Annotated in this window: 13 protein-coding genes; 4 read left to right on the top strand and 9 right to left on the bottom strand. The window is 66.9% G+C overall.

The window, feature by feature from the left end:
* Positions 1-32: 32 nt before the first annotated feature.
* Positions 33-992: a LysR family transcriptional regulator gene (locus tag QW863_RS15770; protein ID WP_315715679.1), complete on the bottom strand. Its 960-nt coding sequence runs from the start codon at positions 990-992 to the stop codon at positions 33-35.
* Between the two features lie 101 nt (positions 993-1,093).
* On the opposite strand from QW863_RS15770, the gene QW863_RS15765 reads away from it, so the two are divergent.
* The 3 genes from QW863_RS15765 to QW863_RS15755 all read left to right on the top strand — a co-directional run bounded on the left by QW863_RS15765 (position 1,094) and on the right by QW863_RS15755 (position 2,657).
* Positions 1,094-1,531, top strand: a complete 438-nt coding sequence (locus tag QW863_RS15765; RefSeq protein ID WP_315715678.1) for a DoxX family protein — start codon at positions 1,094-1,096, stop codon at positions 1,529-1,531.
* Positions 1,532-1,594: 63 nt separating this feature from the next.
* The gene (locus tag QW863_RS15760) at positions 1,595-2,059 is read left to right on the top strand and encodes a hypothetical protein (protein WP_315715677.1); all 465 of its coding nucleotides are present in this window, start codon (positions 1,595-1,597) and stop codon (positions 2,057-2,059) included.
* Between the two features lie 106 nt (positions 2,060-2,165).
* Positions 2,166-2,657: a TlpA disulfide reductase family protein gene (locus QW863_RS15755; RefSeq protein WP_315715811.1), complete on the top strand. Its 492-nt coding sequence runs from the start codon at positions 2,166-2,168 to the stop codon at positions 2,655-2,657.
* 52 nt (positions 2,658-2,709) lie between these two features.
* On the opposite strand, the gene QW863_RS15750 is transcribed toward QW863_RS15755, so the two are convergent.
* From QW863_RS15750 to QW863_RS15740, 3 genes are all read right to left on the bottom strand, one after another.
* Positions 2,710-4,365, bottom strand: coding sequence for a regulator (locus tag QW863_RS15750; RefSeq protein ID WP_315715676.1), 1,656 nt, complete (start codon positions 4,363-4,365; stop codon positions 2,710-2,712).
* A 75-nt stretch (positions 4,366-4,440) separates the two neighbouring features.
* The gene (locus tag QW863_RS15745) at positions 4,441-5,127 is read right to left on the bottom strand and encodes an isochorismatase family cysteine hydrolase (RefSeq protein WP_315715675.1); all 687 of its coding nucleotides are present in this window, start codon (positions 5,125-5,127) and stop codon (positions 4,441-4,443) included.
* Between the two features lie 383 nt (positions 5,128-5,510).
* Positions 5,511-6,557 carry a S1C family serine protease gene (locus QW863_RS15740; RefSeq protein WP_315715674.1) on the bottom strand — a complete coding sequence of 349 codons (1,047 nt, stop codon included), beginning with the start codon at positions 6,555-6,557 and terminating at the stop codon, positions 5,511-5,513.
* Between the two features lie 156 nt (positions 6,558-6,713).
* Between QW863_RS15740 and QW863_RS15735 the strand changes: the two genes are divergently transcribed.
* Positions 6,714-7,481: a thermonuclease family protein gene (locus tag QW863_RS15735; protein ID WP_409977929.1), complete on the top strand. Its 768-nt coding sequence runs from the start codon at positions 6,714-6,716 to the stop codon at positions 7,479-7,481.
* Between the two features lie 76 nt (positions 7,482-7,557).
* Here the strand turns inward: QW863_RS15735 and cyoD are convergent, their stop codons facing one another.
* The 5 genes from cyoD to QW863_RS15710 all read right to left on the bottom strand — a co-directional run bounded on the left by cyoD (position 7,558) and on the right by QW863_RS15710 (position 12,710).
* Positions 7,558-7,941 (bottom strand): cytochrome o ubiquinol oxidase subunit IV, encoded by a 384-nt coding sequence (cyoD, locus tag QW863_RS15730; protein ID WP_315715673.1) that lies wholly within the window; start codon positions 7,939-7,941, stop codon positions 7,558-7,560.
* Positions 7,938-8,579, bottom strand: a complete 642-nt coding sequence (cyoC, locus tag QW863_RS15725) for a cytochrome o ubiquinol oxidase subunit III (protein ID WP_315715672.1) — start codon at positions 8,577-8,579, stop codon at positions 7,938-7,940. The genes cyoD and cyoC overlap by 4 nt, the downstream gene beginning before the upstream one ends.
* A gap of 24 nt (positions 8,580-8,603) precedes the next feature.
* Positions 8,604-9,437 carry a COX aromatic rich motif-containing protein gene (locus QW863_RS15720; RefSeq protein ID WP_315715809.1) on the bottom strand — a complete coding sequence of 278 codons (834 nt, stop codon included), beginning with the start codon at positions 9,435-9,437 and terminating at the stop codon, positions 8,604-8,606.
* 72 nt (positions 9,438-9,509) lie between these two features.
* Positions 9,510-10,841 carry a sorbosone dehydrogenase family protein gene (locus tag QW863_RS15715; protein WP_315715671.1) on the bottom strand — a complete coding sequence of 444 codons (1,332 nt, stop codon included), beginning with the start codon at positions 10,839-10,841 and terminating at the stop codon, positions 9,510-9,512.
* An 81-nt stretch (positions 10,842-10,922) separates the two neighbouring features.
* Positions 10,923-12,710, bottom strand: coding sequence for a chloride channel protein (locus QW863_RS15710; protein WP_315715670.1), 1,788 nt, complete (start codon positions 12,708-12,710; stop codon positions 10,923-10,925).
* Positions 12,711-12,867 lie beyond the last annotated feature (157 nt).

Raw genomic sequence — 12,867 nt, 5'->3', positions numbered from 1 at the left:
ACGGCATGGAGACCCCCGGCGACCCAATATGCTCAAGATCCTGCCTTCCGTCCCTTTCTCACCCCTGCCGCCGTCGGATCGATCGCGGCGAGAGGTCCGTCCGAGGCCTGCTTCATCAGGGGATCGGCGGCGATGAAGTCGATGAAGGTACGGACCTTGGCGGAGAGATATTTTCGGCTGGGATAGACCGCCATCAGCGGCGCTTTGATCGTCAGCATCTCCGGCAGCACCGTCTCGAGCCGGCCGCTGGCGAGGTCGTCGGCCATCAGCCAGCGCGGCAGCACCGCCATGCCCATGCCGGCGACAGCGGCGTGATGCAGGAGCGTCTCGTTGCCGCTGATCAGCACCTCGTTGAAGTTGACCGTCACCTCGCCCTCTCCGGTCGGCAGGATCATGGCCCGCAGCGGGTACAACGCGTATTTCAGCATTGCATGGCCATTGAGATCGGCCACCGCCTTCGGCCGCCCGGCGGCGGCGAGATAGCTCGGCGCGGCGACGAGCTGCATCAGCACCGGCGACAGCGGCCGCGCGATCAGCCCATCGCCGGGCGTGGCCGAGACGCGCAGCGCCAGATCAACCCCCTCGTCGACGAGATTGACCAGGCGTCCGCTGAGATCGAGATCGATCACCACGTCCGGATAGCGCGCGCGGTACGCTGCGAGCGTGCCGGCAAACAGCGGATTGGCGAACCATACCGGCGCGCTGACCTTTAGGGTGCCGCGCGGGATCACGGTCGCCTTGCTGACGACGGCCTCGACCTCGTCGAGAGACTCCAGCATCGGCCGCACCTGGTCGAAATAGACTTGGCCGGCCTCGGTCAGGCCGACACGCCGGCTGGTGCGGTTGAGCAGCCGGGTCGAGAGCCGCTGCTCCAGCTGCATGACATGCTTGGAGGCCATCGCCGGCGAAAGCCCCAGGCGATCGGCGGCGGCCGCGAAGCTCTTGAGCTCCGCGACCTGGCAGAACACCCGAATACTGACCAACGTATCCACTTATCATCAACCAATAGAAAATGATGACTTAACGAAAAGCATAATGATCAAACCAGAAGAAATTATCAATGTCGGGCACGTTTTCATTTGGAGCTCCGACCATGTCCAGCACCGCATCGACCACCGATCTCAGCCCACTCCAGCCCCCGCTGGCGCTGCGCATCGGCCTGTGGGTCGCCCAGACCCTGCTCTTCGCCCTGTTCTGCTTCGCCGGCGTCACCAAGGTCTTCACCCCGATCAAGGAACTCGCCCAGATGATGCCGTGGACCGGCGAATATTCGGTGGCCTTCGTCCGCACCATCGGCCTGATCGATCTGGCTGGCGGGCTCGGCATCCTGTTGCCGTCGCTGACCCGCATCATGCCGCGCCTGACCGTGCTGGCCGCAATCGGCTGTGCCACGCTGCAGGTGTTCGCGTTCGCCTTCCACATCTCCCGCGGCGAAGCGGCGGTCACGCCCCTGAACATCCTGCTGCTGGCGCTGTCGCTGTTCGTGCTGTGGGGCCGCAACGGCAAGGCGCCGATCGCGCCGCGCGGCTGATCCGAGCATCGCCGGCGCTGGCCATCCAGCGCCGGCGCATCGCGTGCTTTGAAGGAAGCCATGATGAGCGAACCGATCCCTGACGTGTCGCGCCGCGGCTTTCTCGCTGGCGCGACAGCCCTCGGCGCCCCAGCCCCCGCCGTCCCGGCCGTCGCCCAGCATCGCGCCGGCATTGTCGTGCTGATCGACCGCAACGACCCCCATGTGATGGGTCACGCCATCAGCTATTCCGGCAATCTGACGCGGCATTTCGGCAGTCTCGGACAGACCCCCGCGATCGAGGTCGTCGCCAACGGCACCGGCATCGACGTATTTCGCGCCGACAAATCACCGCTCAAGGAGCCGCTCGCGGCGCTGCGGCAGATGTATCCGCATATCGGCTTCAGCATGTGCGCCTCGTCGAAGTCGATCGCGGAGAGCAAGGAGAACCTCACGATCCAGCTGATCGACGGCGCCAGGCTGGTGCCGTTCGGCATCGGCCGCGTCGTCGAGCTGCAGCGCAAAGGCTGGGCCTACGTCCATGGCTGAGGTTTTGAGCGCGCCCGCACGGCGCGATCTGCTGCTGGCGGCGGCCAGCCTGCTGCTGCTGACAAGCAGGCCTGCTTGCGCCGGCGCACAGGACCCGAGCCCGCCGGTGTTCCGCAGCGGCCGCACCCAGTTCATCGTCGAGCGGCCGCGCCGGGCGCTGCCGCCGTTGAAGCTGCAGGACATGGGCGGCAAGGACGTGACGCTCGCGCCCAAGCCCGGCCATGTCACGCTGGTCAATCTCTGGGCGAGCTGGTGCGCGGCGTGCAAGGTCGACCTGCCGACTTTGGCCGGGCTGGAGCGGATGCGGATTCCGGCGCTCGACGTCTGGACCATCTGCACCGACCGGCGCGACATCAAAAGCATCCGCCGCTATGCCGAGGCGATCGCGATGCCCCGCGCCTCCTACGCCGATCCGCATGCGCAAGCGACCAATCCGGCCAATGCCGATGCCTCGATCTTCGCGACGCCGGCGATGCCGATCACCTATCTGATCGGCACGACGGGATTGATCGAAGGCTATGTCACCGGGGCGGCCGAATGGCTGTCCGAGCCGGGCCAGGCGCTGCTGCGCTATTATCTCGATCAGCCGGGCGCGTGAAAATCATCACCGGCGGCCATGCCGCCGGTTGTCGTTCTCGTTGAAAAGATACCTATTCTGCCGGCGCCGCATGCATGTCGGCATGCGCCAGGTAGCTCTCGGACATGCCGAGCCGCCCCAGTGCAAACAATCCGCCTGCGACCACGAAATAGGCCAGCGCCACCGCCGGCGTGACGCCGAAGCCGCCACCGATGCCGACGGCCTCGCCATGCATGAAGCCGAAATAGGTCATGACGGCACCGGCAAGCGCGAAGGCCGCCGCCTTGGTGAAGTCGCGCTCGATCACGAACACGCCGATCGCGCCGAGCACGAGGCCGGCGAGGATCGAGCCCCCGCCCATCACTTCGAGCCCGTGATACAGCACGCCTTGCTGCGGCAGCGCCGCGATCGCAGCGGTCTTGACCGCATCGACCTTGTCGGCTGCGAGGCCGCCGACGCTCTGCGCCGCGGCCACCGTCGAGGCCAGCATGGTGTCGATCTGCAGCTTGGCCCAGGCGGCGAGATGCGGCGTGAAGGCGAGCACGATCGCCGGCGCGTGCTTGACCGGCGTGGTCTGGAACGCCTGCGCGCCGATCAGCATGCCGATGTACAGCAGGATCGGCGAGATCGCGACCACCGGCACCAGCGCCAGCAGCACCGAGATGATGCCGAGCCAGGACAGCACGATCACCATTAGCCCGGTCGCCGCGGAGTAGCCGATGCGGCCGCCCATCGCCTTCCAGCCGGGATGGCCGATATAGACGGCGTTGATGAAGGGGTTGCCCATCATGCAGCCGATCAGGCTGACGACGCCGTCGGCTGTCAGCACCCGCGTGGTCGGATATTCGTCGCCCGCGGCTTCCGCGCTCTCGACATTGTCCATCGCCTCGACGAGGTCGTAGATGCCGAACGGGATCGCGGTTACCAGGATCACGCCGAGATATTCGAAGCCGGAGAACACCGTGCCGAACGCCGGCAGCGGCACCGAGAAGCCGAAGCTCGCAAAGGCGTCCCCGACGCCCTTGACGCTGAGCCCGCCGAGACCGAGGCCCAACAGGTTCGAGCCCCAGGCGATGATCATGCCGACCGCGATCGCCACGAGGCCGGCCGGCAGCCCCTTCGGATATTTCACCCCGCCGAACCAGCTCACCAGAATGATCGCGAAGCACACCAGGCCGATCTGCGGCGTCATGTACATCTCGAGCGCCGGCCGCATCGAGATGAAGGTGACCGAGACGCCGGCCAGCGTGCCGAGCAGCGCCGCGCGCGGCGTGATCTTGCGGATATAGGGCGCGACGAAGCCGCCGATCATCAGGATGAAGCTCTGGAAGAACACCCAGACGAGGCCGGCCGACCAGCCCTTCAGCGGATCGCCGGTCTTGAGCGTGATCGGCAGCATGATCACGAAGGTCACGATGAACATGTGCGGGACACTGACGCCCGAGGGCAGCGCGCAGACGTCGCTGCGTCCGGTCTTCTGCGCCAGGCGATAGGCAAGGAAGGCGTAGTACAGGGTCGACAGGCACATCATGAGGCCGAGCGCCGGCAGGATGCGGCCGAACACCAGGCTGTCCGGCATCTTCAGCACGAAGCGCAACAGTCCGGTGAGGACGAGCATGTTGACGAGGATGTTGGTGCCGAAACCGAAGAACGCGTTCCAGTCTCCGGGTGTCCAGAGCACCGGCTTGAAATCCGCTCTTACCGAGCTTGCCGTCCCGCTTCCGCTCATCGCCTTGCTCCCCTGTTGCTTGCAGCGACTACATGACCGAACTCATTCGTCTCGACTCGTCTCTCGGTTCATCTCTCAGTTCATGGCCTTCAGAACCGCGGCGGAGTCAGCGACCCAGCCGAAGATGCCGCCCTGGGCCTTGATCATCTTCAGGCCCATCTCGTGGAATTCCGGGAAGTAGGACGCGCAGCCGTCGGAGATGACGACGCAGCGATAGCCCCGGTCATTGGCCTCGCGCACGGTGGTGTTGACGCAGACCTCGGTGGTGACGCCGCACACCAGCAGGTTTTCGACGCCGTGATGCTTCAGCACGTCACCGAGTTCGGTGGCGTAGAAGGCGCCCTTCCCCGGCTTGTCGATCACGACCTCGCCGTCGACAGGATAGAGCGCGGGAATGATGTCGTGGCCGGCCTCGCCGCGGATGAGGATGCGCCCCATCGGACCGGGATCGCCGATGCGAAGCGACGGCGCGCCGCGCTCGACCTTGGCCGGCGGCGCGTCGGAGAGATCAGGCGCGTGCCCCTCGCGCGTATGGATCACCAGCATGCCGCTCTTGCGCGCCGCCGCCAGCACGTTGGCGATCGGCGCGACGGCGCGTGCAAGCTGCGAGACGTCGTTGCCCAGCGTCTCGCCGAACCCGCCCGGCTCCATGAAGTCGCGCTGCATGTCGATGATGACCAGCGCGGTCTTGAAGAGATCGAGCGTGATCGGCTCCGGCTCGGCCGTGATCGTAGCGGTTGCCGATGCAGATGAGTTCGCCATACCAGCCGCTTGCCTCTCCACGAGAATGCCTCGCAACAGACGAAGCAAGCGCTATGCCATTGTGTACAATCCAGCGGAGCGCGACGGCCCTGGCGAAGGACGAACTAATTCAAGGGGTTGAGAAGCGCGCGGGCAATGCCCGGTCGCTGAGCAGGTTTGTTTGCAGCGATCGCAGCTCATTTCATGAGCGGCCATTGCATGCAACGATCACCCTGCTGCATCCCCGTGCGCCAAGGGAAGCCAGTGAATTGAGGAGAGTCTCAACTGCGCGAGCTTGCCCACCGATCGCGCCAAACCGCACGGTGTCGTCCCGGGCTTGACCCCATGGGCGTTCGCCGGGACGACGGCGGTGGTTGTGGCGTGAGCTCAGCGTCCCACGACGATCACGACGCCTGCCGCGCCGCCGGCTTGCGCTCGACCGGGTGGATGTCGATGCCGCGCAGCCGTCCCAGCCGCAGCACGTCCATCGCGACGGTACGGCCGATGCGGTCGCGGTCGAGCACGCGGATCAGGTCGTCGACGCCGTTGATGTCGACACCGTCGAGCTTGATCACGACGTCGCCAGGAAACAGGCCGGCGCGGGCCGCGGGCCCGTCCGGCTCGATCTGCATCAACAGCGCGCCCATCTTGTTCTCGACGCCGGCCAGCAACGCATGTCGCCGCGGCACCGGCGCGGTCTGCCCGGACACGCCGATATAGGCGCGGCGGACGTAGCCGTGGCGGATGATCTCCGACAGCACGAACTGCGCGGTGTTGCTGGCGACGGCAAAGCAGATGCCCTGCGCGCCCTGGATGATGGCGGTGTTGATGCCGATCACCTCGGCGGCCGACGACACCAGCGCCCCGCCGGAATTGCCCGGGTTGAGCGCCGCATCGGTCTGGATGACGTCCTCGATCATGCGGCCCGAGACCGAGCGGATCGAGCGGCCGAGCGCCGAGACCACGCCAGCCGTCACCGTGGATTCGAAGCCGAGCGGATTGCCGATCGCGACCACGAGCTGGCCGCGGCGCAGGCTCTTGGAGTTGCCGAGCGCGGCGTAGCGCAGGTCGCGCGCGTGATTGGCGCGCAGCAAGGCGAGATCGGTGTCGGGATCGACGCCGAGCACCTGAGCGTCGGCGACGACGCCCTCGACGTCGCGCAGCCGGATGCTCTTGGAGGAGCCGACGACATGGCTGTTGGTCAGCACGAGACCGTCGGGCGAGATCACGATGCCCGAGCCGAGCCCGCCGCGCTCGGCGCGGGAGCCGGCGGTCGACCCAGCCCTGGGGCCGGTTTCGACGCGCACGACCGCAGGGCCGACCCGCTCGGTGACGTCGATGACGGCATTGGAATAGGCGTCCAGCAGCGCGCGGTCGTCGGCCGGCGCAGCATCAGACGCGCGCGCCGGCGACAGCGCATCGCCGGCGAGATCGGAGGTAAAGTCCAACATGGCAAGATTTCCTTCGCCCGGTCAGATGGGTAGCAGGCGCCCCCCGCGCAAGGTGGCGATCCGGCGGCGCCGTTCCGCGCCGTCCTTGGCGAGACTCACGCGCGCTGTGATAGGACTACGGCCGGGTATTTGATGAATCTGATTGCGGGAGGAAGCATGCGGCTGCGAGACCGGCTGTTGTCGTTGTGTGGGGCCATGGTGCTGGGAGCCGACATGACCGGCGCATCGCTGGCGGCGAGCGCCACGGTGCGCAGCGGCGACACGATCCAGCTCGGCGACACGGTGTTCCGGCTCGACGGCATCGATGCGCCGGAGGTCGACCAGCTCTGCATCGACGATCACGCCGATTCCTGGAGCTGCGGCGTCGAGGCCCGCGAGCAGCTTGGCAAGCTGATCGGCAGCCGCTCGGTGCGCTGCGACGATCTCGGCCCCGACAAGCCGCTCAAGACGCGCAGGATCGGCCTCTGCACCATCGACGGCGACAAGGTCAGCCTGAACCAACAGGTCGCGCGCGCGGGCTACGCCATGAGCGCGGATCCGGCGATCAAGTATCGCGCCAAGGACGATGTCGCCGCGGCCAAGGAGGCGGTGCGCGGGCTGTGGAAGGGATGTTTCGTCGCCCCAGCCGAGTTCCGCGCCGACAAAAAGGACGGCGCCCTGCTCGGCGCGGCCTGCCGCGCCGACCGCGACCGCGAGATCCGTGCGGTGCTCTTCCCGGACGCGCCGAGCGCGCCGCCGGGCTGCAGCATCAAGGGGAAGTTCGCGGTGCGCGCCCGCGTCACCGGCAACATCGGCATCTACCATCTGCAGGGCTGCCCGAGCTATCCGGCGACCACCGAGCCCGACCGCTGGTTCTGCTCGGAGGACGATGCACGCGCCGCCGGCTTCCGCCGTGCATTCAACTGCCGCGCGCCGAAGAAGTGAGATCGGACGGTCGACGAGCCGGCACGACGAAGCAATCGAGAGCTGTCGCGCGGCCCCTGGATTGCCGCAACGATGCTCAGTGCTGCATCTGCAGCAGCTGATCCATCGGCATCATGTTGTGGTTGAGGTTCGCCATGATCCACAGCGAGCCGCCGACGACGAGAAACACGATCAGCAGCCCGAAGGCCAGCGCCAGCACGTTGTTGGTGTTGTCGGGCCCGGTGGTGATGTGCAGGAAGAACACCAGGTGCACCCCCATCTGGGCGATCGCCAGGACGATGATCGCGACCGGGATCGACGGCTGCCAGACGAGGTCGGTGCCGGCGATGAAGAACGATGTCGCCGTCAGCAGGATCGCGAGACCGAGGCCCGCGACATAGAACAGGACGCGGGAACGCAGGCTGCCATGCTGCTGCTCGCCGGGCGCGAGATCGAATTCCGCGGGGGCTTGATCGGTCATGTCGCACTCCCGAGCAGATAGACCACGGAGAACACCGCGACCCAGATGATGTCGAGCGCGTGCCAGAACAGCGCGAAGCACAGGATGCGACGCTCGATGTCGGCGCGGAAGCCCTTGGCGACCACCTGCGCCATCATGGTCAGCAGCCACAGGATGCCAGCCGCGACGTGCAGGCCATGGCAGCCGACAAGAGTGAAGAACGCCGACAGGAAGGCGCTGCGGCTCGGCCCGTCGCCGCGGCCGACGAGGTCGACGAACTCTCGGACCTCGAGCAGCAGGAAGCCGGCGCCGAGCAGGCCGGTGACGGCCATCGCGACCTGGAACCAGAGCTGGTTGTGGCGCTCGGCGGCAATGCTCGCCATGCCGCAGGTGAAGCTCGACAGCAACAGCAAAGCGGTCTCGACCGCGACGTTGCGGACGTCGAACAGTTCGGCGCCGCCCGGACCGCCGGCGGTCGCACCCGACAGCACAGCGAAGCTCGCGAAGAAGCACGAGAACATCACGATGTCGGAGAGCAGGAATATCCAGAAGCCGAATCCGGTCACGATCCGTTTCGGCGCCGGCCCAGGATGCTCGGCGGCACGCAGTTGATGCGGATCGGCATAGGCAGGCGCCTGAGCGACGGTGGTCACCGACATCGGCCCACTCCCTTTGCGACGACTTCAGTGGGCATGCGCCGTTCCGCCTTCCGGCCGCGACTGGTTCTCGCTGAGCTGCGGTCCCGGCGCCGGAGGGATCTTCTGGCTGGCGATGTTGCCGAACAACTCGGGATCCGCGAGCCGGTAGGTCTTCGGGCGGGTCTCGACGGACTGCGCCGCGAGCTCCTTGTAGCCCGCCTCGTCGAGCACCTGGCCGCTCCTGGCAGCATTCGTCACCCAGTTGGCGAAGTCGGGCTGCGAGACGACGTTGGTGTCGAACATCATGTCGGGAAAACCGTCGCCGCTGAAATGCGAGGCCAAGCCCTTGTAGGTCCCGACATGATCTCCGCGCAGGTTCAGCCGCGTGACCATGCCGTTCATGGTGTAGATCATGCCGCCGAGCTGCGGGATGAAGAAGGCCGTCATGACGCTGCCGGATGTCAGCTCGAAGCGCAGTGGCGCGCCGATCGGGACGGTCAGGCTGTTGACGGTGGCGATGCGCTGGTCGGGATAGATGAACAGCCACTTCCAGTCGAGCGACACCGCCTGGATGCGGATCGGAAGCCCAGTGCCGTCGACGGGCTTGCCCGGGTCGAGCTGGTGCGAGCCGATCCAGGCGACGCCGCCGAGCAGGATGACGGTGAGCGCGGGGATCGACCACACCACGAGCTCGACCGCGCCCGAATAGGCGAACTCCGGCCGGTAGCGCGCCCTGGTGTTGGAGCTGCGGAACCAGAACGCGAAAGCGAGCACCGCGATCGATGTCGGCACGATGATCGCCAGCATGATGATGACGGAATCGATCAGGATCGTCTGCTCGGCGGCGGCGATCGGCCCTTGCGGATCGAAGATGTTCATACGCTCATCCGGCATTCATCCGCGCTCCCAACCCACACCGGGTCGAGAGGTTCCTGCGCCGCAAAGATCCGCTCAGCGGCTCACGCGCCAGATCGTGCTGTTGCCGTCTTCGGAGATGAGCAGGCTGCCGTCGCGCGCCACGGTGACGCCGACCGGCCGGCCCCAGACTTCGCGATCGTTGACGACGAATCCGGTGACGAAATCCTCGTATTCGCCGGTGGGCACGCCGTCCTTGAGCCTGACCCGGATCACCTTGTAGCCGGTGCGCTTGGACCGGTTCCACGAGCCGTGCTCGGCAGCGAAGGCATCGCCGCGATACTCCGGCGGAAACAGATTGCCGTCGTAGAATGTCAGACCGAGCGAGGCCGAATGCGGCTGCAGCAGCACGTCGGGCACGGTGATCCTGCCCTTCAGGTCGGGGCGCTCGCCGGCATGGCGCGGGTCGGGGTTGTCGCCGATGTAGTACCAGGGCCAGCCATAGAAGCCGCCCTCCTTCACCCGCGTGACATAATCCGGCACCAGATCGTCGCCGAGCCCGTCGCGTTCGTTGGTCGAGCACCACGGCGTTCCGGTCGCGGGCTGGATGGCGAGGCCGACGCAGTTGCGGATGCCGGTGGCGAACAGGCTGCGGTTCTTGCCGTCGGGATCGAACGCCAGCACGCCGGCACGGTCGGCCTCCCCGCCCCAGGCCGCGCCGAGCGGGTGCGCCTTGATCCAGGCACTGACTCCGCCGGCTGGCTCTCCCAGCGCTTCGCCGACATTGCCGGTGGAGCCGACCGACACCAGCATGCGCTTGTCGTCCCTGGTGAAGACGATATCGCGCGTCGAATGGCCGTAGCCGGCCGGCAGATCGGGCACGACGACCTGCAGCGGCCCCTGCGCCTTCATGTCGCCGGCACGATAGGGAAAGCGCATGACGCGCTCGGTGCTCGCGACATAGATCCATTGCGGATCGCTGCTCGGGTAGAAGGCGATGCCGAAGGGATGGCCGAGACGGTCGGCGAAGATCTCGCTCGACGCGACCTTGCTGCCGTCCTCGCTCGGACGCAGCACGCGGACGCGCCCTGCCCGGGTCTCGGCAACGAAGATGTCGCCATTCGGCGCGGTGCGGAGGATGCGCGGCCCGCTCAGCCCCTCGGCAAACAGCGCGATCTTGAAACCGTCGATGACCTTCGGCACGGCGGAGGCCGGTCGGTGCATCACGCGGGAGACGTTGGCTGCGGACGCCGTCGCCCCCGGTTTGGGCAGGTCTTCGGGACGGATCAGCCTGATTGTGCCAGGTGCATCACCCTGCCAACTGCCGAACGCGTCCTTGCCTTTCAGCACAACAGGTTCGGCTGCGGCGGCGGTCGCCGCCAGCGCGCTCAAGGTCGCCACGACAGCCGTGCTGATCAGTCTCGTCATGCGGTCCTCGCGCGTCTCGAACGGCCGGCAGTCTACCCCGGTCGAGGACCGGCGATCACGTGTCGCGGCGACGGGACGCGATCACGACAGCGCCCCGAGCACGCCGCGCGTCGCCTGGTCGATCTCCTCGACATAGCGGCGGCGCGCGAAGGACTCGGTCAGGAAGCCGATCACCTTGCGGCTGTTCTCCGATTCCAGCACCGCCAGCTCTTCGGCGCCGGAATCGTCGAAGATCTTCATCGCCGTCTTGACGTTCATTTCGGGCAACAGCGCGACGTCGAAATATTTGGCGAGCTCGACCACCTGGATCTCGTCGGCGATGGAGTCCAATTCGCCCGAGAACAGATCGGGCAAGGAGACCAGCCCGCAATAATCGTCGCTGTTGTTCACCACCACCACGGCCTGGCGCGTGCCCAGCGCGAACTCGCGCCGGCAGGCCGCGATGCTGGTCGTGGTCGGCACCTTGGCGACGTCGGAGCGCATCAGCCGCTCGACCGTGAGGTTGCGCAGCCAGCCGACGTCATTGGCGCTGCGGATGGTCTCGCCGCGCAGATGCAGGCGCCAGGTCGAGAACGAGTGGCCGAACAGGACGCGGACGCACACCGACGTCACGATGCAAGCGCCCAGCACGACGGCCGTGACGTCGACGCTGCGGGTCATCTCCAGCACCAGGAACGACATCGTCAGCGGCCCGCCGACGATGGCGACACCGAGCGTCGCCATGCCCGTGAGCATCGCCACCAGCGGGTCGATCGCGAGCCCGAGGCCGGCCAGCGCGAGCAGTCCCGCAAACAGCTTGCCGAGCAGGCTGCCGACGAACAGCGAGGCGAAGAACAGACCGCCGCGGAAGCCCGAGGCCAGCGAGATCAGGCAGGCGGCGAGCTTGAGCACGATGATGGTGGCGATCATGCCGACCGCCATCTCGCGATGCAGGTCGAGCAGCATTGCGCCGTGGCCTGCCGCCAGCACCTGCGGCGTCACGATCGCCATGGCGCCGACACAGACCCCGCCGATCACCGGGCGCAGCCACACCGGAATGCGGACGAACAGCCGCTCGACCGCCGGCGAGGCACGCATCACCACGATGCCGATGCCGGCGACGAGGAGCGCCAGCACGAACAGCGCGATGTATTGCTCGAAGCCGACCGCGCCGACCTTGGCGACCTCCAGCGAATACGGCGCGCCGGCGAGATATTGCGAGGTCAGCGCACCCGCCAGCGAGGCCGCCAGGATCGGCGCCGCGCTGCCGACGGAGTAGACGCCGACGATCAGCTCATAGGCATAGAACGCCCCCGTGATCGGCGCGCCGAAAGCGGCCGCAATGGCGGCGGCCGCACCGCAGCCGAGGATGAGGCGCATATCGTTGCGGCGGAGCGTGAGATACTGCCCAAGCAGCGAGGCGACGCCGGCACCGATCTGGGTGTAGCCGGCCTCGAGCCCGACCGACGCGCCGGAGCCGTTGGAGACCAGGGTCTGGCCGCTCACCACGATGCTGTCGCGCATCGACAGCCGTCCGCCGCGCAGCGCATTGGCCTCGACAGGGTCGACCGCGGCCGCAATCTTCCAGCGCCGCCGCAGCCATTCCATGATGCCGAGCGCAAGGCCGCCGCAGGCGGGCGCGATCAGGGCGACGGCCGGGTTGACCGAGGTATGAGCGCTGAGCCGGACATCGATCGGAATGCCGTAGACGACCACATGCGCGACCTGCGCGATCAGGCTCATCACCGTCACGATCGCACCCGTCGCAACGCCGATCACCAGCGCCAGCGGTATCAGGTAGAACTCGTTGCTGCGCAGCAGGGCCCGCAGCCGCGTGACCACCCGGTTCGAAGCCTTGCGATCGATGATATGCGACAGCGTCGACAGCACGGAGAGCCATTTCTTCTACGATGAGGCCTCGCCGTGGCAATAACCTGTCGCAACTAGCGGAACAAGCGCGAATTCCTGTCCGATCGAAACGTGGTTGACTGGTCCGGAAAGTGGAACCGCCGCGGCTCGCGCGATCCTGCGCCTCAACTGCGCGGCA

Origin of the sequence: Bradyrhizobium sp. SZCCHNR1017, assembly GCF_032381375.1 — a bacterium.
Lineage (GTDB): Bacteria > Pseudomonadota > Alphaproteobacteria > Rhizobiales > Xanthobacteraceae > Bradyrhizobium.
Note: the sequence above shows the minus strand (reverse complement) of the source record. Positions and strands in the feature narration are given on the sequence as shown.

Bases quoted from the DNA above. Each gene is read 5' to 3' on its own strand.
- QW863_RS15765 (WP_315715678.1), top strand. From the start codon at position 1,094: ATGTCCAGCACCGCATCGACCACCGATCTCAGCCCACTCCAGCCCCCG.
- QW863_RS15760 (WP_315715677.1), top strand. From the start codon at position 1,595: ATGAGCGAACCGATCCCTGACGTGTCGCGCCGCGGCTTTCTCGCTGGC.
- QW863_RS15750 (WP_315715676.1), bottom strand. From the start codon at position 4,365: ATGAGCGGAAGCGGGACGGCAAGCTCGGTAAGAGCGGATTTCAAGCCG.
- QW863_RS15745 (WP_315715675.1), bottom strand. From the start codon at position 5,127: ATGGCGAACTCATCTGCATCGGCAACCGCTACGATCACGGCCGAGCCG.
- QW863_RS15740 (WP_315715674.1), bottom strand. From the start codon at position 6,557: ATGTTGGACTTTACCTCCGATCTCGCCGGCGATGCGCTGTCGCCGGCG.
- QW863_RS15735 (WP_409977929.1), top strand. From the start codon at position 6,714: ATGCGGCTGCGAGACCGGCTGTTGTCGTTGTGTGGGGCCATGGTGCTG.
- cyoD (WP_315715673.1), bottom strand. From the start codon at position 7,941: ATGACCGATCAAGCCCCCGCGGAATTCGATCTCGCGCCCGGCGAGCAG.
- cyoC (WP_315715672.1), bottom strand. From the start codon at position 8,579: ATGTCGGTGACCACCGTCGCTCAGGCGCCTGCCTATGCCGATCCGCAT.
- QW863_RS15720 (WP_315715809.1), bottom strand. From the start codon at position 9,437: ATGAACATCTTCGATCCGCAAGGGCCGATCGCCGCCGCCGAGCAGACG.
- QW863_RS15715 (WP_315715671.1), bottom strand. From the start codon at position 10,841: ATGACGAGACTGATCAGCACGGCTGTCGTGGCGACCTTGAGCGCGCTG.